Consider the following 23,149-nt stretch of genomic DNA (forward strand, 5'->3'; position numbering starts at 1 on the left):
CGTTGTGCTGCGCTGGCTCACGGATATTACTGCGTCGGGGTACGGATATTACTGCGTCGGGATACAGATATTACTGCGTCGGGGTACAGATATTACTGTGTCGGGGTACGGATATTACTGCGTCGGGTTACAGATATTACTGCGTCGGGATACGGATATTACTGCGTCGGCTAGCGCAGACGTATCCGTAGGCTTATTGAGACGTCTGAATCAGCTAACTGAGACGGCTGAATTCGCTGACAGAACTACTTGAGTTAGCAAACCGAACTACTTGAGTTAGTAAACTGAACTACTTGAATAGCCTGACAGAACTACTTAGAAAGCCAGACTGGGATAAAAACAAAGCGGGCGGACCTCTTCTTGCGAAGAAGCCCGCCCTATTCTATTCCTAAAAATCTTTATTTTGCAATAGAAATGCAATGCTTGAGCAAAAATATTTTTATTTCTCTATCAGTCCCTCTACATACTTGCAGAGGATACCGATGCCCTTGAGGTTTTCGCCACCTTGCGGAATGATGATGTCAGCATAGCGCTTGGTGGGTTCGATAAACTGCTCGTGCATCGGCTTCAGGACCTTGAGGTATCGGTCTACCACCATCGATACGGTGCGACCCCTGTCGATGGTATCACGCTGAATGTTGCGTATCAGGCGCTCATCAGCATCGGTATCCACGAACACCTTCAGGTCCATCAGGTCTCTCAACTTCTTGTCCACCAGCGTCATGATGCCTTCGATGATCACAACCGGCTTGGGGTCAACGTGAATCGTTTCCGGTTCACGGTTGCATTTGATATAACTATAGGTGGGTTGCTCTATCGCCTTGCCAGCACGCAGATCAGCGAGCTGCTGGTGCAAAAGCTTCCAATCGAATGCCGACGGGTGGTCGAAGTTGATCTGATGACGTTCTTCCTCGGTCATCTGCGAGGTATCATTATAATATGAATCGAGGGGCACCACAGCCACATAATGAGGCGGCAGCACTTCTACGAGTTTCTTCACCACAGTGGTCTTGCCGGAGCCTGTACCTCCCGCAATGCCAATAACGGTCACTTTATCTTTCATATTCTTTCTTCTTTCTATAAGATTTCATCAAACATCTTGCGGTAGAATTCAGCCTTCTTCTCCACTGCCATAGGATAGGCACGGGAACTGGAGGGCATGCGGTACAGACGGAGTCTGCGACCCTCGAACTGGAATTCTGCATAGCCTCCCATCTCAGGCTTTTCCCTGATGCCGAAGTGTTCTGAAAATACCTTCGTGGCAAGCTGGCCGGCTGTGAGCACCGCCCTGCAATGGGGCAGCTGGCGGAGCATGCCGTCGAGATCAGCGGGCTGCACGATCTGCAGGTCCTTGTCGGATGCCGTATTCCTGGTGCGTATCACCTGCTGTGCGGTATCATAGATGGCGACGCCCTTCTCCCTGAGAAATTCCTTAATAGCATCGAGGCGGTAGGTCTTCTTCTCTACATCCACGAAATGGAACTTATCCTGAAAGTAGATAATCCCGAATATCCTCCACATATCATTCTGGAAGTTGGGATAATACCAGGGCATGCACCACCGCTTCTCCGCAGGCGGAAACGTGCCGAGCATCAGCAGCCGCGCATTCTCGGGCAGCCACGGCTCAAAAGGATGATTCTCTAACATTGAACTTTGAACTTTGAGCTTTGAACTTTATGATTAGCAAAGCTGTTGAATTCTTCACTCTTCACTCTTCGTTCTTCACTTACTTTACTTTTTTTCCTTCACCAGGTACATCACTACCGGCAGGTGATCGCTATAGCCATTGAGCCATCTGCCACCCGCCTTGGTACGCAAAGGAGCACCCTTGTACTGACCCTCCTGCTGGATGAGGTAATCGCGGCGGAAGATATGGTTCTTCCAGAATTTCAAAGAGCTGTAGTCCTTGTGCTTACTATCCTTGTTCAGGAGATTAGGCGTGATGACTATCTGGTCGAAGAGATTCCATGAACCGCTGTAGAACAGGGTTCCCTTGCCCTCCTTAGCCAGAATGTTGTACCATGGATTGTACATATCATCGGCACCCACCTCGCTGATTTCAGCCTTCGCCTTCAGCACCTTGTGCATGCTGGCGTTGGTAGGATCATCGTTCATATCACCCATCACGAACACTTTCATCGCCGGGTTTAGACGGAGCAGACTGTCTTTTACCACCTTAGTCTGGCGCGCTCCGCTCTCGCGATAGAACGAACCGGAGAAACGGCTTGGCCAGTGGCATACGATAACCGCCACATCCTCGCCCGCCAACTCACCACGTACGGTGAGGAAACCACGGGTCTTGTAGGCAGAATCCTTGGCGAGTTCCTGTACGTAAGGCACCAATCGGGTGTTCTTCACCGTGAAGAGTGCCGGATTATAAAGCAGCGCACAATCGATGCCTCGCTTATCGGGACCCTCGATATGGCAGAACTGCATGTTACGTGCCTTGAGAGGCGGCTGCGCGGTGAGATCTTTCAGCACGTTGGCATTCTCAACCTCAGCCATACCGATGAAGGCACAGCCCACGTTAGGCAACACATCGGTACCCATGTCGGCAAGTGCACGCGACATATTCTTGAGCTTATTGGTATATTTCATACCATTCCATCCCTTAGCTGGGAGATACTCGTAATCATTCTTACCGGCATCATGGCAGGTATCAAAGAGGTTCTCCTGATTATAGAAACCCACAGCATACACCTGATACTGCTTGTTACCGGAAGTCTGCGACTTCTTTTTCTGTGCCGTAGCGCCCAGTCCAATCATGAGGAGGGCAGCCAGCAAGAGTAAATGTTTTCTCATACTAATATTAATTATTCAAGTATACCTATATATTATATATGTTCACCTTAACGCGGTGAGGTAACAGGCAGCAAAGATACCTAAAAAACCGGAAATATCTCCATAAAAACGAATATATTTTCAGATTTCATACATTTTTAACATAAATAAATTCATTTTTCAAAAAACTTTTTGTTACTTTGCAGCATTAAACACATTGAATCGGAACAGAAGACACAAGACCAGGGACCATGGTAAGTCCCCTTATCGCCTAAACAAGACCTAACGGGACATATATCATCACTGCTCAAAGAGACTGCTGTTGCCGGTTTATTAATACTTAATACATATAAACTATGCAGAAGAAAGTAAACTTAGCAATGTTAGCGCTCTTCTCGTGTTCATTGGCTATGGCTCAGAACGAAAAGACTGACCAGAACATAGCACAGGGACTCGACGAGAATGCTTTCACCTTCTCCGAGGCACAGTTGGGCGAGGACGATGACATGTCATCCAATGTCACCATCCTCAATTCTACCAGCAACGTATACGCGAGCCAGGCAGGTTACCTGTTCTCGCCAGCACGTTTCCGCTACCGTGCCTTCAACCAGAAGTACAATGATGTCTATATCAACGGTGCTTCCATGAACGATATGGAGACCGGACAGTTCCGGTTCTCCAACATCGGCGGTTTGAACCGATTCTCCAGAAATGTAGACTTCGCCCTGCCTTTCGAAGCCAACGGCTATTCGATGACCGGCATGGCAGGCTCCAACAACTATGATTTCCGTGCCGGAAGCATGCAGGAAGGACAGTATGCCAGCGTAGGTGTTGCCAACCGCAACTATACCTTGCGCGGACTCTACTCCTATTCCAGCGGTTTCAACGAGAAGGGATGGGCCATCACAGCCGGTCTCACCTACCGCTGGGCTAACCGGGGATACGTAGAGGGAACCTTCTACAACGCCCTCTCCTATTTCTTCGGTGTACAGAAGAAGTGGATGAACGGCCACTCGCTGAGCTTCTCTACATGGGGTAACCCGACAGAAAGAAGCACCCAGGGAGCATCTACCGACGAGGCTTACTGGCTGGCAAACGACTACCAGTATAACCCATACTGGGGATACCAGAACGGACACAAGAGAAACTCACGCGTAGTGAACGACTTTGCCCCTTCGGCTATCGCAACATGGGACTGGGAAATCAACGACCAGATGAAGCTCACCACATCGGTGTTCGGAAAATACTCTATGTACAAGAGCACCAAGCTCAACTACAACAACGCAGAGAATCCACAGCCAGACTACTGGAAGAACATGCCATCTGCCAACTACTATGTATGGGGCGACTACAAGAACGGCAACAACATGTATACCTGGGAAAACTGGAACAACGCCGTAAACTACTGGCAGGCAAGCAAGCAGAACCGACAGATAGACTGGGACCGACTGTACTATGCCAACCAGCAGGCAGCCAAGAACGGACAGGATCTGCTCTACTATGTTCAGGCTAAGCACAACGACAACCTGACCCTGACTCTCTCGTCCGTGCTGAACACCAAGCTGACCAAGAAATCGAACCTGGCTACAGGCATCATGCTCGGAAAGAGTACCAACCAGCACTATCAGACACTGGAAGACATGCTGGGCGGTGCCATCTTCCACAACATCAACACCTATGCCCTGGGCGATTATCCTAAGACCGACCCACGTGTGCAGTACGACCTGAACACAGCCGGTCCTAACAACACAGGCAAGCTGGTTTACGAGGGCGACAAGTTCGGTTACGACTATCGCATCGACGTGAACAAGGCAAACGCATGGAGCACCTATACAGCCGAATTCTACAATATGAAGGCGATGCTGAGCGGACGTATCGGATATACCGGAATGAACCGCCACGGCTACATGCGCAACGGTATGGCACCGAACAACAGCCAGGGCAAGAGCGGCACAGCCAACTTCCTGGACGGTGGCATAAAGGGAAGCCTGAACGTGGATATGGGCAGAGGTCATGCCTTCAGCATCGGAGCCGGATACGAGCTGCGTGCGCCGATGGCAAACACAGCCTTCATCGCACCGGAAATCAGCAACGACTTCGTGACTAACCTCAAGAACGAGCGCATCTTCAGCTCTGAATTCAGCTACCTGTATCGCAACGCATGGCTGAGTGCCAACGTGAGCGGTTACTACAGCCGACTGGAGAACGTTACGGAATGGCAGAACTTCTACAACGATGATGAGAATTCATTCACCTACGTGAGCATGACCGGACTGAAGAAAGAATACTATGGTGTAGAGGTGGGCGCTAAGATCAAGCTCACTTCATGGCTCGACCTGAAGACTCTGGGCGCTATGAGCGAGGCGAAGAACATCAACAATGTAAACGCCGTATATATGCTCTCAAAGAGTGCTGAGGTTTACCAGGACAAGGCTTACGTGATGAATATGCGCGAGAGTGGCACACCGCTCACAGTGGGAAGCATCGGTCTCGATGCCCACGTAAACGGATGGTTCGTCAACCTCAATGCCAATTACTACGACCGCATCTACCTCTCTTATTCTCCAAGCTACAGATATGAGAAGGTGCTGACCAACCGCCAGGCTGCCCACAAGGCATTCCCTGAAATCTTTGCTCCTACTACACTCGACGGTATGAGCTGGACTGAGGATGCTGTAGCTCAGGAGAAGGGTCACGGAGGATGGATGGTTGACCTGAGCATAGGCAAGAGCGTGAGACTGAAGAAGGGTTCTCTCAACTTCAACCTCATGATTACCAACCTGCTGAACAACCAGACCATCGTAACAGGCGGATATGAGCAGAACTCACGTTCAAGCTATACACTGGATGCTAACGGCAACGTGAAGAATCCACGCCTCTACCAGTTCTCTAAGAATCCTAAGAAGTATTACACCTGGGGTACCAACGGCATGTTCCAGGTATCTTACAGATTCTAAAGAGCAGTTTCTCTTTAACATAAAGAACAGGGAGCAATCCCGTTTCTCTATAACAATAAAAAGAAAGAACAATGAAAAAGATAAAATTCATAGCATTGGCATTCCTGGCACTGACTTTGGGGTCGTGTATGGGCGACGGTTATGCTGACCCAGATCTGACCGAGAAGGTGCCTGCATCTCCATGGGGCAACAACAGCCTGAGGGAGAAGAATGTGATCAGCATAGCAGATTTGAAGACCCAGTTTGCTACGGTTATCAACAGCGACAATGGCTACAAGCAGATTGAGAAGGACATGATGATCAAGGCGGTAGTGACGGGCAATGATGTCAGTGGCAATATCTACAACCAGGTGAGCGTACAGGATGCATCCGGCGCTATCATCATTGCCATCAACGGAAGTGGTCTGTCGGGGTATCTTCCTGTTGGCCAGGAGATTCTCGTAAACCTAAAGGGTCTCTATATCGGAAGTTACAAGAAGTTGCCTCAGATTGGCGGTGTGAATACCAAGCTCTCAGATGGAAGTCTGGGTATGGGCAAGATAGAGCGTGCCATCTGGAACGAGCACTTCAAGATTCTGAACCCTGGCGAGGCTGATGCAAGCACGGTAGTGCCAGAGGAGTTTGACCTGACAAAGCTTACTGACGCAGCCTATATGGATGCTAACGTGGGCAAGCTGATGACCCTGAAGAAGGTGAAGTTTGCTTCAGCTAACGGTACAAACGTGTGGGCGCCAGATGATACCAATACGAGTCTGGAACTGATTGATGCAGAAACAGGCAAGAAGATCAGCAGCAGCAATCTGGTAGTGCGCAACTCGGGTTATTCTAAGTTTGCCAACGAGGTGATTCCACAGGGTGTATTCGATATCACCGGTATCTTCACCCGTTACAATAACACCTGGCAGATTGTGCTTCGCAGCACGGATGACCTGAAGGCATCAGAAACAGGCGGTACATTGGAGAAGCCTTACACTGTGGCTCAGGCACTGGAGAAGATCAATGCCGGTACAGCAGGCGATGCTAAGGTTTATGCTACCGGTATCATCGTAAAGGTGAAAGATGTAGATACAGGCACGTATGGTAACGGTACATTCGTTATCTCTGACGACGGTAAGGATACAGAAGGCAAGACTCTCGAGGTATTCCGTTGCTTCAACATCGATGGTGCAAAGTGGACAGAGGAAACCAAGGGTATCCTTGTACCAGGCAAGAAGGTGGTTGTATCAGGCACCCTGCTTGATTATAACGGCACCAAAGAGATTAAGGGTGGCAATCTCATCTCTATCAAGTAATTACTGATTATCAAAATAGTAACAATATTTAAAAAGACAATAATATGAAAAAGTATATATTTTCAGTTTTGATGGCGGCTATGGCAGCCTTCACATTCAGCAGCTGTGAGGACGTACCAGAGCCTTATACACTGCCTACTCAGCCTGCTGGTCCAGGAAACACAGATCCTAACCAAAAGGGTTCTGAAAGCAATCCATATACTGTAACAGAAGCCATTGCCCTCATCAAGGCAGGTACAGCACCTTCTACAGCTGTATGCGTAAAGGGTAAGATTACAGCCGTAACTTTCTTCAACGCAACCTATAGCAGTTTGTCATATAACATCGCAGACGAGGGCTCTTCAGATGTTATCGAAGTATACTCTGGCAAAGGCAAGGATGGTGCAAACTTCTCTTCCAAGGATGACTTGAAAGTTGGTCAGACCGTAGTAGTAAAAGGAATCGTCAAGGCATTCACGAAGAATGATGGCACTATTGTCAATGAAATCGACAAGAACAGCACCATCATCTCTATCGAGAATGCAGGAACTACATCTCCTGATACTCCAGCAACTGGTAAGGGTTCTCTCAGTGACCCATACAACGTGGCAGAAGCTATCGCAGCCATCAAGGCTGGCACAGCACCTACTACACAGGTTTACCTGACAGGTATCATCTCAGATGTTGCTTTCTATAATGACCAATACAAGAGCATCACCTATTACATCTCAGACGATGGCAAGGGCAAGGACATGCAGGTTTACTCTGGTAAGGGACTGAACGGCGCAGACTTCGCTTCTAAGGAAGATTTGAAGGTGGGTCAGAAGGTTACTATCCTAGGTAAGATCATGAAGTTCGTTGATAAGAATAATAAAGAAATCATGGAGGTTGACAAGACCAGTTCAATCATTAAGATTGAGGATGGTGGCAGCACAACTCCTGACACACCTTCTGCAAACAACGGAACAGAAGCCAAACCTTTCAGTGTTACAGAAGTCATTGCAAAAGGATTTGACCCAGTGACTAAAGGAGTATATATCAAAGCATACATCATCGGAAGTGCTCCAGGCAAAGATTTTACAACTTTGACATTTACTACAGAAAGTGCATCTGGAACAAATATAGGAATAGCCGCAAGTGCAACAGAAAGCAATGCATCAAATTGCATACCTGTACAGTTACCTAAGGGTGCCGTACGTGATGGTGTCAACCTTAGTGCAAACCCTGGTAATTTCAAGCAAGAGATTATCTTATATGGAGACATCGACAAGTACTTTGGCATGGTAGGTATCAAGAACGTCACCTATGCAAAGATTGGCGACAAGATATATGGTACAAAACCTTAAGCATCACATAAAGAGTTTTATTTCCCCATCTCCCCTCATCGGGCGATGGGGATTTTTATGTCCATAACCCTCTAATTCTGAAATATTTCTTAAAAAGAAGAAGAAATATTTGGTTGTTTCAGGAAAAAAGCGTAACTTTGCAGCCTGAAATTGATAACAGGCTATAATGGGCATGCCCCGATAAGGGACACGAAATGATGCAACAAGCATCCCCATGACGTCTAATTTTAATAACCCAATAAAAATAAAAAAGAAAAATGAAAAAAGGTATTCATCCAGAGAATTATCGTCCTGTAGTATTCAAGGATATGTCTAACGGCGATATGTTCCTCTCTCAGTCTACATGCAAGACTAACGACACTGTTGAGTTCGAAGGCGAGACTTATCCAGTTGTTAAGATTGAAATCTCTAGCACATCTCACCCATTCTACACAGGTAAGAGCAAGCTCGTTGATACAGCGGGTCGCGTAGACCGCTTCATGAACCGTTACGGCAAATTGAAGAAGTAATAATATACCTTTTTTATAAGGATATATTTATTATCGCAAAGATACTGAGTGCATTCCAGCGTAGTTGCATATACGTAGGAATGCACTTTTTTTCGCTATTCTATCCTCATGCAATCGATTTCTACATACATTATTATATAGAAAGTACTTAATCTTTAACTTCAAAACATTATCGAGAATTTTATGAAGCATACTAAGTTTTTTATCTTCGCGCTCGTTGCTGCGATGACGTTCTCTGCCTGCGGCACTGACGATACCCTGCAGTTCTATTTTCCTGAAAATGGCGGTAATACGGGTGGCGGAAGCACAGGTGGCAATACCGGTGGTGCATCAACCGATAAGAACAATACAAACAAGAATGTGGCTACTGCCAACATGCCACGAGTGGTAAAAAACGCTATCGGCGGTCTGGAGTTTCCAAAGCTCAAGAACAATGGCAGCAGCTATGCCATCGTTCACATGGATAATACAACAGGTATGTTGAACTATTCTACAGAATGGGATGATAACATGAAGAGCCAGAGATGGAGCTGCTATACTTTCCATACAGGAAACACGGCTTCTAACGTTGACAGATGGAAACCTGCTAAGGGAGAGCGCCAGTATCCATGGGATACAGATCTGAAAGAACAATGGGGAATTACAGATTTTACAGAAGACCCTACTCCTACAGCTCAAGGCTTTGACCATGGTCATATCTGCCCTTCTGCTGACCGCAAACTCAATCTGACACAGCAGAAACAGACTTTCTTCATGACCAACATGCAGCCTCAATATGCCAATTTCAACCAGCGTGGAACATGGTATAAAATGGAGGAAGATCTTCGTGCCAAGGCTCCAAAGATTGATTCTGACACCCTGTTTATCGTAAAGGGTGGAACTATTGACCCGGTAGGCAGCGAGAGTAATCTCCTGGGCTGGAAGAAGAATGGTGCTTCCAGCGAAACCCAGAAGCCAGGCTATATCCCAATACCAAAGTATTTCTTTGTAGCTGTACTGAAAAAGGAGCTAAACAAGAGCACCAACCAGTATACATACAGCGCTTTCGGCTACTGGTTCCCTCACGAGAACAAGGCATTTGAAAAGGGCGATAAGCTCGGCAAATATGTCGTAAACATCAAGACGCTGGAAGACAAAACCGGCATCGACTTCTTCTGTAATCTCCCTGATGAAATAGAGAAGGATGTAGAAAACCAAGATGCAGAAGCTCTCAAGAAACTTTGGGGCTTTAAATAAAAGGCTATATACAAACAAAGAATCTGCTCTCTCAAATCAATGAAAGAGCGGATTTCTTGGTTTATATCATCATCTTCTCGGCAACTTCTTGATAGCATGTGGCATGAATACCCTACCGGTAGCCTTACCGAAGCTAGGAGCTACGGAATCGGTTGCAGCAGAACGGGTCTTCTTACGGGCTCCACTCGGATCGTAGCGCACTAAATCAATTTGCATCACATCGCCCTTAGCCTTACCTGTTCCTATCATAAAACCATAGAACACATCCTGACCCTTTTCATCACCCAGATGGAAACCATACTGCTTAGCACCTGCATCCATCACATAGGTAGCACCCGTATCATTATAACGGATATAAATATCACCATTCTTATCGATATACCAGGTAAACTTCAGGGTCTGGGTTTCATTGCTTCCATCATCGGCATAATCCACTTCTACACCATTACCACTGAGCGAATTAACCTTATCACCCGCCTGATAGAACGTCATCTCGGCATTGAAACTGTAGTTATTGCGAGACTGGCCGTCCTCAGCAAGTTCAGAGAGCATCACAGAGCCTCTCCAGTCGCCTGTAAGAGTCTGAGCTTCCGACAGCAGGTAATCATTCTGAGAGCCGTTAGAACCGTTGTTCCAGTCGCCCTGATTCCATCCCCAGCCACCCTGATTATAGTCATCATACCAGTAATAATCATCATGCCAATAATCATCATCACATGAGGTAAATGAGAAAGATGCTGCAGCTATCGCCATCCACATCCATATCCGATTATATTTTTTCATATCAATTTATCAGTTAAGTTATTTATATTCTTATATCTTCTAATTATTGAGTTCTCGAAGAACAGCATTCTTTCTTGAACTCGATGCAAAGGTAGTGGATTTTTCGTCTGCATCAAAGGGGAAAAGGATACAAACTGAGGGGGAAATCCCTATTCTTTCAAAAACAACCGCCTTTTTTGATGATATTTCTTTCTCTGTATCAAAGATTTAACAACTTCTTAACACATTGTATCGATATTTTTCGTATCTTTGCATCATAAATAAGTAATTATTCAAAGAACATGCTTTTATAACAAAGCAAATTCTTAGAATGCGCTCACAAAATGAGTTTCAACAGTTTATTAATTATACGTTAAACCTTTAAAATTATTAAGTTATGAACAAATTTTTACGCTATTCATTATCATTGGTTCTGGCGTTCGTAGCTAGCGTTACGTTTGCAGGAACAACTCCTTACAAAGTATTGACTTTCCCTGACGAAGGTACTGAAGGCAAGGATATAAACGGTTATGACAAAACCTGGAAGGCTACAATTGGAGAAGATGTCTGGACTATTGAGAATTTCAATACATACCAGTGGAATGGTTGGAAATTCATCAAATGCGGAAAAAAGAAAGTCGCATCTGTAGCTTCCATCACTTCACCTGCTATTGATCAGCCAATCAGCAATATTGTCTTGACCATCGACAAGATTACTAAAGATAAGATCAAGTCTATCAAGTTGCAGGTAGCAACTGATGCAGATTGCAAGAATGTAACTGAAGAAATCTCTGCCAAGATTGAAGATGGAGACTTGATCTTCAAGCCAACTAAGTCTGCTGCAAACAATTACTATAAGTTTGTCTTTGACTGCCAGGCTGGATCAAGTAATGGTTTGATTCAGGTTTCTAAGATTGCATATTATAAGGTAGGCGATGCTCCTGAAATCGTAGACATTACAAACACAGCAGAAACTGCTTATACCATTGCTAAGGCTAAGGAACTGATTGATGCAGGTAAAGGCTTGAGCGAAAGGGTATATGTTAAGGGTACTGTATCTCAGGCTAGTAAAGAGTTAAATGCTACATACGGCAGCCTTTCTTACAACATTTCTGACGATGGTAAGACTGAAAATGAATTGAAGGTTTACGGAGGTCTTTCTTTCGAGGGTAAGAAATTCACTTCTGTAGATGACATCAAGGTGGGTGACGTAGTTGTTGTTTATGGTAAGCTTAAGAAGTTTGGTAATACTTATGAGCTTGATTTAAACAACACTCTCATCTCTCTGAATGGCACAACTACCGGCATCACTAACATAACAACAGATGAAGCTGCAAAGAACGCTCCTGTTTACAACCTCGCAGGCCAGAAGGTAACCAAGGCTTACAAGGGTGTAGTCATCAAGAACGGAAAGAAGATGATTCAGAAGTAATCAAATTCAAAACAACATATCCCTACTACTCCCCCGATATTCATTTATCGGGGGAGTTTTTTTTAGGCATAACATAAGAAGGAACCACCAGCAAATCAACCAAATATTACCCCTATAACATGAAAAGTGGAATAATTTAATGCAATAACATAAAAAAAATACACCTAAAACTACGATATCTCATTTATTTTCACTACCTTTGTTGCGATTAATAAACGTATACGAATAAAAAATGATGAAAAGAAAATTATATATCACCCTATTAGGACTGCTCTCTACCATCATGACAGCAGCTGTACCCTACTGCGATGTGAGAAAATTCTCTATCACAGACGGACTCGCTGCCAATACCATCTCAGACCTCAAACAAGGTAAAGACAACCTCATGTGGTTCAGTACATGGAACGGACTGTCGTTCTATGACGGCTACAAGTTTCATACTTTCAGAGACAACCCCGATGATATTGACATTCTGCCAACCAACCGTATACTGAAAATAGAACCATCCTATACCAACAACGTGTGGTGTATCACATACGACCACCAGCTCTACGTATACGATACCCATTTATGCCAGTTTAGACCATTGGGAAAAAGAATAAACGAAATGTTCAATATAGACATGCGCGTGAACCAAGTATATTCGCTGAAAAACGGGACTACATGGATTACAGCTGAAAATGGAATAACTGTTAGAACAACAGGAGATTCTTATGACAAGCTTAACATAGAACTCATCAAAGTAGGAGAAAAGGGACTCAGAAGCAAAAATGTATGGTACATCCATCAGGATACACATGGAAGAGAATGGGTGCTTACCGACAAAGGAGCATGCATATATCATTCGAAATTTCCAAGCAAACTGCCTTTCAAATGGATCAGATGGGTGGGAGAAGACGTATTTCTGGCAACAGAAGACGGCAAACTGGCAAAATATGACCTGCAGAACCGACTCACCATGATACCGATGCCGGAAGGCGTAACCCGTATCAACGAACTGAAGAATACAGGTTACCAGCTTCTGATGGCAACCAACCTGGGTATAGTAATCTACAACCCGCGCACCTTTAAGTTTGATATCATTAACGTACAGAGCCCGAGTCAGCCTCTGTCAGAAGTAAAGAAGATTTATACCGATGATTTCGGTATGGTATGGGCATTTACAGACGGTCTAGGAGTAACCCTCGTCAACACGAAGACCGGACAGAAGCAGTGGCTCTTTGCCGACCAGGACGACCCGATGGACCGCACAACCTGCGAAAGCAATTTCATCACACAAGATGAACACAAGACCCTCTGGGTAGTGCCAAGGGGAGGAACCTTCAGTTATTTTGACCGCAAGGCAGGTAAACTGGTGCCTTATCTGCTGAGAAGCAATTCATCGGGCAACTACCGCATACCGAAGATTACGAAATATGTACTCTCAGACCAGGGAATCCTCTGGCTGACAGGCTCTCACGACCTGACACAGGTAGTCTTCAAATATCACCCTTACATTATCAACAAGCTGGATGTGGGCGAAGACGAAGTGTTCTCGGTGAATGCATCGCCAGACGGACATATCTGGGCTGGTTATTACAGTGGTATAATCCAGGTGCTCAACGCATCCTACCAAAGCATCGGATACCTGTCGCCAAGCGGACAGATTGTGCCACAGCAGGTAAACTTCGCCGAGAAGGGCATCATGTCTATCCACTTTGATATCAAGGGAAGAGCATGGATAGGAACCAACGGAAATGGTGTCTATCTGATAGATAAAATGCAGGTAAGACACTTTGTTTATGATGCCAACAACCCGTCATCGCTGCCGTTCGACAAGATACAAGACATTGTAGCCGACCGCACCGGACGCATCTGGATAGGTACCTATGGTGGCGGTATCGCCCTGGTAAAAGAGGCGGCTGACGGCAGTATCAGCTTCATCAGTAAACGGAACGGACTGCCTTGGGAGAAGCAGAACTACAATCGCATACGCCGCATCTGCTGCACCACTACGGGAACCATTCTCGTAGGAACTACAGATGGTCTCATCACCTTCAGTGATGCCTTTACAAATGCAAGAAAGATCAATTACCACAAGACCTACTACATACCGAACGATACAACAAGTCTGGCTGCAAACGATATAAACAATATCATAGAGCACACCAGCGGCAAGATGTATATCTCGCAACAGGGCGGTTTTATGGAAGAGATTGTGAGCAAATCGCTCCTGCAAGACAACCTGAAGATGCAATACTTCCGTGCCATCGATGTTAACGAAGGCATCGTACAGGGCATGGTAGAAGACAACCAGGGAAGAATCTGGGTAATCAGAGAATCGAGTATCGACTGCGTAAACCCGAAAACGGGCCAGTGCAACGTGTTCGGACCTAACGATTTCGACTTCAACATGTCGTTCTCGCAAAGCCGTCCTTACCACGATCCGGCAAGCAACAACATCTCGGTAGGTACCCCGATGGGACTGATCACCTTTAATCCGGCTACGCTGAAGAAGAGCAATTACCAGCCTAAAGTCATCTTCTGTTCCCTCCACTATAGCGGAGAGAAAGAGTCGGAACCTATCCTGCACAAGGATAAAGTGGTGATACCTGCCAACAAGCGAAATCTGACCATCACCTTCGCATCTCTCGACTATCAGCGTAAGTATCAGACCAGATACCTCTATCGCATAGATGGTTATACAGCTCCAGGCGAGTGGATATCGAACGGAAGCAGCAATGTCATCGGCTTCAACCGTATCAATCATGGCGATTATGTACTCAAGGTGAAAGCCACCAACTCTCACGGTGTATGGAGCAAGTATGTGGCAGAACTGCCTATCGAAGTGCGCCCTACCTTTTGGGAAAGCATCTGGGGCAAATTTCTGATGCTGATTCTGTTCTTCGGTATCGTAGGCGCAATCTTCTATACCTATAACCAGCGCCAGCGCGAGAACGTAACCCACGAGATGAGCGTGATGAAGAACAAGTTCTACAACGATGCTGCCAACCGTCTGAGAACCCCACTAACGCTCATCGGAGCCCCGGTAAAAACCGTTTTGGATACCGAACCGGGTATCACCCGAAAGGGCAAGGAACTGCTGAAAATGGTGGCAGACAATGCCAACGAGATGCTGGTAATGCTGGACAAGGTTCAGAGATATGGCAACAAGACAGACTTCCGTACGAACAGCGGTCTGAGCGAGGAAGATTATGACCTGTCAGAAGGGGAGAAAGAGAACGGACAGATTGACGACCGCAATGCATCCGACTATCTGGAAGAAGTAAATAAACAGAAAGAAGAAAAGAATGAAGAGGCTGAACGACCGGAAGAAATGGGCAAGGAACAGAAAGAAGCACAGGAAGAAACGGAACTGAAAGACCAGACTGTACTGGTAGTTGAAGACAATGACGACCTGCGCAAGTTCCTCTACAGTATCCTCTCGCCTACCTATAACGTGCTGCTCGCAGAGAACGGAAAGGCTGGCTTGGTGATGGCGCGCAAGGAGACGCCCGACTTTATCCTTACAGACATTACCATGCCTGTGATGGATGGTTTGTCGATGATTCACGAGATCAAGCAGGATACCACCCTCAGCAACATCCCAGTGATGATTCTCTCGGCCAAGGCAAGCGTAGAAAATCAGCAGCGAGGCTTTGATGAAGGTGTTGATGCCTATATCACCAAGCCATTCTCTACCCCTTATCTGCTCGGCCGAATAGAGGCTATCCTCACCCAGCGCCGCAACATCCAGTTGGATGTCATCAGAAAACTGAAGGAAACTGGCGATAAAGATGCCATAGCAGCCCTGCGAATACTGCCTGCAGCAGCTCCTCTGCCTGCTCTTAACCAGGCTGAAACTAGTGCCGAGAACGAAGCGGTTGACCCAAGCAGCGAGCTGGCATTTATGGCGGCACAGATTCAAGACAGAACCATGATGCGTGTCTTCAGGTTTGTTGTTGCCAATTCAGGCAATCCGGAACTCAAGATAGATGATATCTCGAACGAAATCGGTATGAGCCGAAGCGTACTATATAATAAGGTGAAAGCAACAACCGGAATGACACCGGTAGACTTCGTTCGCCATATACGTATCAAGAAGGCATGCGAGATGTTGCGCAATACAGACGATACACTGACCAGTATCGCCTTCGCAGTAGGTTTCACCGACCCTAAGTATTTCTCGAAGGTATTCAAGAAAGAAACGGGTATCGTGCCTACTGAATACCGAAACAGAACGCAGGGATAGCCCGCATCATTACAGATGAAAGCAGTCATCATTACTGATGGCTGCTTTTATCTGTATTGACAAAAAAGGAATACATATTACAGGACCTATCTTCAGTTGTTGCCGGGCACAGCCTTCTTCGTTATCGTACACAGCAAAATGTTCAAACAAGGGAAAAAGCAGAATAGTCATAAAATTGAGCCGTTTTGCTTTGTTTTTTGACCGAATATTGCAAAAAAGTATAAAAATGGGGGGGTATTTGATTAATTTTTCCTTTTTACTGAAAAAAAACTGAGAAAAAGTTTGGGGTTACAAGAAAATGTAGTATCTTTGCAACAAGTTCTTAGAAAAGTTAAATGATAGATTAATCGTAAACCTTTTTTTCTTTGTTTTTTTGAGGAAAAAGAGGTAAAGAAAAAGGAATGCAGGGTTTGTGAAAATCCTGCATTTTTTATTTTTATGCTGTTTCATACTGATATTGTGTAGTTATATCGTCTACATATTTTATTCTTCTATATTCTATATCTAACCGATATCTATATACTCAGCTATATGGTATCTGTTTACCCAGATATACAATATCTATCTACATTATATATATTACGCTTATTCCTTCATCTATGATTTTGTTCGATTTTTAGAATTTTTAAAAAAACTCTTGAAGTATTCTAAGAGAAAAGTAGTATCTTTGCACTCTAGATCATATAAGTTGAGATCGGAAATATAGATAACACATACATAAAGATAAAAAAAATGAGAACTGTTTACGAATTTTCTGTTAAAGACAGAAAGGGAAAGGATGTTTCCCTCAAGGAGTATGCCAATGAAGTGCTGCTCATCGTTAACACCGCTACAAAGTGTGGTTTCACCCCTCAGTATGAGGAACTGGAGAAACTTTATGAGACCTATCATTCTCAAGGTTTCGAAATACTTGATTTTCCTTGCAACCAGTTTGGTCAGCAAGCCCCTGGTACAGATGAAAGCATTCATCAGTTCTGCAAGCTTACATACGGCACAGAGTTCCAGCGCTACAAGAAGATCAAGGTAAACGGAGACGATGCTGCCCCTCTCTTCAAATTTCTGAAAGAATGTAAGGGCTTTGCTGGTTGGGACGAGAGCCACCCTCTCTACCCTGTTCTCGACAAGATGTTGAGCGAGGCTGATCCTAACTACAAGGAGAGTGCCGATATCAAGTGGAACTTCACCAAGTTCCTCGTTAACAAGAAGGGGCAGGTTGTAGCCCGCTTCGAGCCTACCACAAGCTTCGATGTCATCGCTAAGGCTATCGAAGAGTGGTTGAACTTATAATGAAAGATAGAAGTCTCGAACTGAGAATAGAATTTCTAAAATAAAAAAGAGAATAGAATCTCTAAATAAGAAGCCAGGTTGCTTTTCGCAGCCTGGCTTCTTTTATAATGTGAAATTGTTATTTCAATATATCTCAAAGAATAATTGTCAACTGTTTGCAATATACTGTTAACTATAATTTAGTCAACCTTTGGCACATCCTTGAGGAAGTGCTGGATTTCTTCATCACTCACAGAATAATCGCGCAAATCGCCATTGATAAAGCTATCGTAAGACGGCATATCGATAAGACCATGACCTGAGAGGCAGAACAGGATAACCTTCTCCTTGCCCTCTTCCTTAGCCTTCAGAGCCTCACGTATAGTGGCTGCAATCGCATGACAGCTCTCTGGAGCAGGAATGATACCCTCGGTCTGAGCGAAGAGCATACCTGACTTGAATGACTCCAGCTGAGGGATATCTACACCATGCAGATAACCATCCTTCAGAAGTTGGGAGATAATCATACCAGCACCATGATAACGGAGACCACCTGCATGAATGTTGGCAGGCTTGAAATCATGACCCAGAGTAAACATTGGCAGCAATGGAGTGTAACCTGCCTCATCACCGAAATCATACTCGAACTTACCGCGAGTCAGCTTAGGACAGCTCTCCGGCTCTGCAGCTATAAACTCAGTATGGCGCTCGCCTGTGAAGTTGTGACGGAGGAATGGGAAGGCAATACCACCAAAGTTACTACCACCACCGAAACAAGCAATCACCTGATCAGGATACTCACCTGCCATCGCCATCTGCTTCTCTGCCTCTAGACCGATGATGGTCTGGTGAAGTGCCACATGATTGAGCACAGAACCCAGCGTATACTTACAGCCCGGTGTGGTTGTAGCCAGCTCAACAGCCTCACTGATGGCAGTACCGAGCGAACCAGGATGATGAGGATCACGTGTGATAATGTTCTTACCTGCGCGTGTACTCATGGAAGGAGAACCCTCTACAGTGGCACCAAACGTACGCATGATGCTGGAACGGTATGGTTTCTGCTGCATGGTAATCTTTACCTGATAAACTGCTGCCTCCAGGCCGTAGAGTTTTGCTGCATAAGAGAGGGCTGCACCCCACTGGCCTGCACCAGTCTCTGTAGTGACATTGGTATCACCCTCCTGCTTACAGTAGTAGCACTGAGGAATGGCTGAATTGATTTTATGAGAGCCTAACGGATTGGTACTCTCATTCTTGAAATAGATATGCGCCGGAGTACCGAGTGCCTCCTCAAGGGCGTAAGCACGTACAAGAGGGGTAGAACGGTAGAAGGTGTACTTCTCCAGCACATCTTCCGGAATATCAATCCAAGCGTGCTCTGTATCAAGTTCCTGCTTTGAGCACTCCTTATTAAATACGTGTGACAAATCATCAGCATTCATTGGCTGGTGTGTCTGAGGGTTCAACGGTGGCAATGGCTTGTTAGGCATATCTGCCTGAATGTTGTACCACTGAGTAGGAAGTTCCTGCTCGCTTAAGATGTACTTTTTCTGTCTCATGTTTATATATATATGTTTAAAATTGTTGTATGCCTGAACAAAGGTACAAATAAAAAATGAAATAAAGAACTTTTTTATCTGATTTTCCACTATTTTTTATATTTTTGTCCAACCAATCAGTTAATTCTATAGGTATTATTCGTTACGAACGTATGCATTCAGTGTGGTTTCTAAGATTTCAACCAAATATTACACCTAAAATATCAAATATTACCCCACTATTATAACAGGAAATAGTATCTTTGCATCAGAAAAATTCAACATGCGTTGTGAAACGCTTATCATCATCTTTTACTTATACAAAAAAATAAAACATTGGAGCTCAATAGGGGTATTGAGATTCCAATGTTTTTTTATGCAATAAACTGATTACTTTTCATTACCTAAATCTATCTGCGATATCTGATTCAACAGATTTACAGCCTGCCCTACTGTCTTCACATCATTGATGCGAAGCATTCGCTTGTTGAATTTTTCCTTCAGAACACAATCTTGAATATGACTGGTAACGTAAGCGAGTATGCGGTTAAACATCTGACTTCTGTAAAACGGACTGTTTACATTGCTCACAAACTGCATCTGCATATAGCCCTGCTTGAGAATAATCTTCTCGCAACCTAGCTTCTTGCCTACCCTACGCAGACCTACCACATGCATCAGTTCGTCTGCTTCATGAGGCACAGGACCAAAACGGTCTATCATACGCTTGCGGTAAGCCTCTACTTCCTCATCGCTCTCCAGACGGTCCAGTTCACGATAAAGGAGCATGCGCTCACTGTCACCCGGCACATAAGTCTGAGGAAAATACATCTCCAGATCGCTCTCTATGCCACAATCGTCAACGAAATCATCACCCGTAAGCTGGGCACCTTCATCCATCTTCTCCTGATAAAGATCACAGAACTCCTCGTTCTTCAACTCTGTGACAGCCTGAGAGAGAATCTTCTGGTAGGTTTCATAACCCAAATCTTCCATAAAACCGCTCTGCTCAGAGCCCAGCAGATTACCCGCACCGCGGATATCCAGGTCCTGCATGGCGAGATTGAAACCGCTACCCAGTTCGCTGAACGTCTCCAGAGCCTCCAGACGGCGACGCGCCTCAGGAGTAAGTGCACTCTTAGGTGGCGCCATCAGATAGCAGAAAGCCTTCTTGTTGCTTCTTCCTACGCGTCCACGCATCTGATGCAGGTCACTCAATCCGAAGTGATGAGCATCGCTCACGATAATCGTATTGGCATTGGAAATGTCGATACCGTTCTCTACAATAGTGGTAGAAAGCAGTACATCATAATCGTAATTGATAAAGCCCATGATGATTTTCTCCAAATCCTCAGGCTTCATCTGTCCGTGACCGATTGCTACCCTACAGTCTGGGATATGCTTTTCGATGAGCATCTTGAGCTCCGGAAGCTTGGATATTCTGTCGCATACGAAATAAACCTGTCCGTTTCGGCTCATCTCAAAATTGATGGCATCGCAGATAACTTCACTACTAAACGTAACCAGTTCGGTATGAATCGGATAACGGTTAGGTGGCGGAGTGCGCATGATACTCATATCCCGGGCGCCCATCAGAGAGAACTGGAGGGTTCGCGGAATCGGAGTGGCACTCATCGTGAGTGTATCGACATTTACCTTGAGCTGACGGAGTTTCTCTTTGGTAGACACACCGAACTTCTGCTCTTCATCGATGACGAGCAGTCCCAGGTCATGCCATTTCACGGTCTTTGATATCAGCTTATGCGTACCTATGAGGATATCAATCTTACCCTCTTTCAGCGCGTCAAGCACCTCTCTGGTTTCCTTCGTTGTACGGGCTCTACTGAGATAGTCTACCCTTACAGGCATGCCTTCCAGACGCTTTTTGAAAGTCTGATAGTGCTGGAAAGCCAGAACGGTAGTAGGCACCAGCACCGCAACCTGCTTGCTGTCGCACGCTGCCTTGAAGGCTGCACGGATGGCAACCTCAGTCTTGCCGAAGCCTACATCGCCACAAACCAGACGGTCCATCGGTCTGCCGCTCTCCATATCCTTCTTCACCTCTTGAGTAGCCTTATTCTGGTCTGGCGTATCTTCATACAGGAAGGAAGCCTCCAGTGTATGCTGCAGATAATTGTCGGCACTGAAGGCGAATCCCTTCTCCCGTCGGCGCTGGGCATAGAGTTTGATCAGGTCGCGCGCAATGTCCTTGATTCGCTTCTTAGCCTTGTCCTTGAGTTTATCCCAGGCACCTGTACCCAGTGTAGACAGGCGAGGCGGAGTACCGGTATCGCTGCGGCGATATTTGCTGATTTTATAAAGCGAGTGGATAGAAACATCCACCTTGTCATTGTTCGTATAGACGATGCGGATCATTTCCTGATAGCTGTTGCCCGTAGGAACCCTAACCAGACCGCCGAACTTGCCGATACCGAAGTCTACATGCACGATAAAATCTCCCACTTCCATCTCCTGCAGTTCCTTCATGGTGAGTGCCATCTTGCCGGCTCTCGCTTTATCTGAGCGCAGGTTATATTTATGAAAACGGTCAAAAATCTGATGATCTGTAAAGAAACAGCACTTCTTGTCATGGTCAGTAAAGCCTTCATGAAGCGTCTTGTCTACCGGTGTAAAACGGATGGCGTAGCGCTTCAGTTCTTCGCTTTCAAAGATATCCTTCAGACGCTGTTGCTGCTTCTGGCTATCTGCCAATATATATAAGGTGTAACCCTGGAGCAGGAAATCCTCCAGAGTCTGGCAAAGTAAATCGAAATTCTTATGGAAAAGAGGCTGTGGAGCGATATTGAAAGGTATCACCGCCGCACTCTCTGACGGAGCGACCTTACCGAACTCGATACGGAGATGAGCCGCTACAGCCTTCTTGAAATCGAGCGGAGAAACGAGGTTGAGCTCGGTCTTCATATCATGTCTGATGCGCTCAGCCTCCACCTCTGTGGCTCCCTCCAACTGCTCTGTAAGACTCTGCGATGAGAAGCCTTCGGTATAAATCTGACCGATGCGGTCGCAAACGAAAGAAAGGTCTTTCGCAACGACTGGCGTACTTTCGGAGAGGAAATTGAGGAAACACTGTTTGGTACTTTCGATATGGGCGAGTTCGGGCACGATTTCTATCTCTGTGCGCTTCACCTGCGAGAGCTGGGTCTCTACATCGAAAGTACGGATGGTATCAATCTCATCGCCGAAGAAGTCGATACGGAACGGATATTCGCAGCTGTAGGAATAGACATCGAGGATGCTTCCACGCACGGCAAACTGGCCCGGTTCATAAACATAATCGGTTTCTTTGAGTTCGAAATCGCGCAGGGTATGAACCACATCAGTCTGGGCAATCTGCTGACCTGTAGCCAGTTTCAGAATCCGTTCATCCAGATTCTGCTTAGCCACAACGAGTTCTGCCAGTGCATCGGGATAAGTGACTACCAGGAAATGTCCTCCCGAAGAGAGGCGCGCCAGCACCTCTGTACGTAGGATTTCGTTCGCTGCATCACGCTGCCCGTATTTCACGGCACGCCGATAGCTGGAAGGAAAGAAGAAGACCTTCTCCTGCCCCATCATCTGAGTGAGATCGTGATAAAAATAGCCTGCTTCATCGGCATCATCCAGTACGAAGAGTACCGAACGCCTCATCTTCCCCTGCAGAGAAGCAAAGAACATCGGAGCCGAAGAGCACAGCAAACCCTGGAGAAAAATGGAATGAACCGACTTCTTCCCCATCAAATCAAAGAGGGCATCCGCCTGTGGCGAACGCCCGTATGTTTTTTCTATCTTTTGGATTTCCATCCAAGTACTGATTAGT

14 protein-coding genes are annotated in these 23,149 nt (G+C 45.7%); 8 read left to right on the forward strand and 6 right to left on the reverse strand.

All coding sequences use genetic code 11. The annotated features are described in order from the left end of the window. Positions 1-439 precede the first annotated feature (439 nt). The 3 genes from udk to ACWJAO_RS00195 form a co-directional block, all read right to left on the reverse strand. A complete protein-coding gene (gene udk, locus ACWJAO_RS00185) occupies positions 440-1,063 on the reverse strand; it encodes a uridine kinase (RefSeq protein ID WP_144152106.1) in 624 nt (207 codons plus the stop codon). 14 nt (positions 1,064-1,077) lie between these two features. Then, on the reverse strand, positions 1,078-1,647 hold the full coding sequence (locus ACWJAO_RS00190) for a uracil-DNA glycosylase family protein (protein WP_449138838.1): 570 nt from the start codon (positions 1,645-1,647) through the stop codon (positions 1,078-1,080). Positions 1,648-1,731: 84 nt separating this feature from the next. Continuing rightward, positions 1,732-2,802, reverse strand: coding sequence for an endonuclease/exonuclease/phosphatase family protein (locus tag ACWJAO_RS00195; RefSeq protein WP_317573548.1), 1,071 nt, complete (start codon positions 2,800-2,802; stop codon positions 1,732-1,734). Between the two features lie 335 nt (positions 2,803-3,137). Between ACWJAO_RS00195 and ACWJAO_RS00200 the strand changes: the two genes are divergently transcribed. From ACWJAO_RS00200 to ACWJAO_RS00220, 5 genes are all read left to right on the forward strand, one after another. After that, the gene (locus ACWJAO_RS00200; protein ID WP_449138839.1) at positions 3,138-5,738 is read left to right on the forward strand and encodes a TonB-dependent receptor; all 2,601 of its coding nucleotides are present in this window, start codon (positions 3,138-3,140) and stop codon (positions 5,736-5,738) included. 71 nt (positions 5,739-5,809) lie between these two features. Next, on the forward strand, positions 5,810-7,030 hold the full coding sequence (locus tag ACWJAO_RS00205) for a DUF5689 domain-containing protein (protein ID WP_449138840.1): 1,221 nt from the start codon (positions 5,810-5,812) through the stop codon (positions 7,028-7,030). 44 nt (positions 7,031-7,074) lie between these two features. Further along, entirely contained in the window at positions 7,075-8,355 is a 1,281-nt protein-coding gene (locus ACWJAO_RS00210) for a DUF6359 domain-containing protein (protein ID WP_287828385.1), read from the forward strand. Between the two features lie 257 nt (positions 8,356-8,612). After that, positions 8,613-8,864 (forward strand): type B 50S ribosomal protein L31, encoded by a 252-nt coding sequence (locus ACWJAO_RS00215; protein WP_006847266.1) that lies wholly within the window; start codon positions 8,613-8,615, stop codon positions 8,862-8,864. A gap of 183 nt (positions 8,865-9,047) precedes the next feature. After that, positions 9,048-10,100 carry a DNA/RNA non-specific endonuclease gene (locus tag ACWJAO_RS00220; protein WP_449138841.1) on the forward strand — a complete coding sequence of 351 codons (1,053 nt, stop codon included), beginning with the start codon at positions 9,048-9,050 and terminating at the stop codon, positions 10,098-10,100. A gap of 69 nt (positions 10,101-10,169) precedes the next feature. On the opposite strand, the gene ACWJAO_RS00225 is transcribed toward ACWJAO_RS00220, so the two are convergent. Continuing rightward, on the reverse strand, positions 10,170-10,883 hold the full coding sequence (locus ACWJAO_RS00225; protein WP_449138842.1) for a hypothetical protein: 714 nt from the start codon (positions 10,881-10,883) through the stop codon (positions 10,170-10,172). A 376-nt stretch (positions 10,884-11,259) separates the two neighbouring features. Between ACWJAO_RS00225 and ACWJAO_RS00230 the strand changes: the two genes are divergently transcribed. The 3 genes from ACWJAO_RS00230 (at position 11,260) to ACWJAO_RS00240 (ending at position 17,812) form a co-directional block, all read left to right on the forward strand. Next, a complete protein-coding gene (locus tag ACWJAO_RS00230; RefSeq protein ID WP_449138843.1) occupies positions 11,260-12,294 on the forward strand; it encodes a hypothetical protein in 1,035 nt (344 codons plus the stop codon). Positions 12,295-12,529: 235 nt separating this feature from the next. Beyond that, positions 12,530-16,525, forward strand: coding sequence for a helix-turn-helix domain-containing protein (locus ACWJAO_RS00235; protein ID WP_449138844.1), 3,996 nt, complete (start codon positions 12,530-12,532; stop codon positions 16,523-16,525). 732 nt (positions 16,526-17,257) lie between these two features. Beyond that, the gene (locus ACWJAO_RS00240) at positions 17,258-17,812 is read left to right on the forward strand and encodes a glutathione peroxidase (RefSeq protein WP_144152077.1); all 555 of its coding nucleotides are present in this window, start codon (positions 17,258-17,260) and stop codon (positions 17,810-17,812) included. A gap of 179 nt (positions 17,813-17,991) precedes the next feature. Here ACWJAO_RS00240 and ACWJAO_RS00245 read toward each other — a convergent pair whose 3' ends face one another. Then, complete coding sequence (locus ACWJAO_RS00245; RefSeq protein ID WP_264900665.1) at positions 17,992-19,353, reverse strand: TrpB-like pyridoxal phosphate-dependent enzyme; 1,362 nt, start codon at positions 19,351-19,353, stop codon at positions 17,992-17,994. A 369-nt stretch (positions 19,354-19,722) separates the two neighbouring features. Further along, a complete protein-coding gene (gene mfd, locus ACWJAO_RS00250; protein WP_449138845.1) occupies positions 19,723-23,133 on the reverse strand; it encodes a transcription-repair coupling factor in 3,411 nt (1,136 codons plus the stop codon). Positions 23,134-23,149: the final 16 nt, after the last annotated feature.

This window comes from Segatella sp. (genome assembly GCF_977051555.1).